This is a genomic window from Moraxella sp. 179-F 1C4 NHS, assembly GCF_045370505.1.
In the GTDB taxonomy this organism is placed as follows: Bacteria; Pseudomonadota; Gammaproteobacteria; order Pseudomonadales; family Moraxellaceae; genus Faucicola; species Faucicola tetraodonis.
In genome coordinates, this window is the sequence record NZ_JBIQEC010000079.1 from 1 (window position 1) to 598 (window position 598).

Here is a 598-nt window from a genome sequence, read left to right on the forward strand (position 1 = left end):
GTCAATATTCCGCTCACTCATCGTGACCATGCCCAGTCGGTGAAGTTTGTTACTGGGTTTTTAAAGACTGATACGCCGAATGAGCAATATGCTGAGTTGTTAGCGGATAATCAAACGGTGATTTTTTATATGGGATTAAATACCTTGCCAAATTTAACCCAAGGTCTGTTACAAGCAGGTAAATCAGCCGATACTCCATTTGCCATTATTTCCAATGTCAGCCGAGAGAATGAACAGGTATTAATCGGGACACTTGATACCATTCAAACCCTACAAAATATTGCCAAACTGCCTTCCCCTGCAGTGATGATCATGGGCGAAGTCGTATCACTATATAATGAGTTAAATGCCAGTCGGCAATATTATCAACAATTAGTGGTGTAGCTTGATTGGGGTAAAGATAAAGGGGCATGATTTCTATACCCCTTTATATATTGTCGGCATTTAGTTAAATAAACACCACGCCATGATTGACCTTAACTGGATACGATCTTAACGAAACTCGCTCATCATCAATGCATTTACCTGTTGCCAAGTCAAAACGTTGTTTATACATAGGTGACGCGACATAACGCACTTTTTGCCCGTCAATTTCACA

General features: G+C 40.3%; 2 protein-coding genes. One reads left to right on the forward strand and one right to left on the reverse strand.

Features of this window, described 5'->3' with window-relative positions; all coding sequences use genetic code 11:
• A partial coding sequence (locus ACH0AB_RS11930) for a uroporphyrinogen-III C-methyltransferase (RefSeq protein ID WP_406878279.1) occupies positions 1–384 on the forward strand: 384 nt, incomplete at its 5' end.
• A gap of 64 nt (positions 385–448) precedes the next feature.
• On the opposite strand, the gene ACH0AB_RS11935 is transcribed toward ACH0AB_RS11930, so the two are convergent.
• Positions 449–556, reverse strand: coding sequence for a nitrite reductase (NAD(P)H) small subunit (locus ACH0AB_RS11935; protein WP_406878280.1), 108 nt, complete (start codon positions 554–556; stop codon positions 449–451).
• Positions 557–598 lie beyond the last annotated feature (42 nt).

Coding starts and splice junctions, on each gene's coding strand:
- ACH0AB_RS11935 (WP_406878280.1), bottom strand. CDS start 556: ATGTATAAACAACGTTTTGACTTGGCAACAGGTAAATGCATTGATGAT.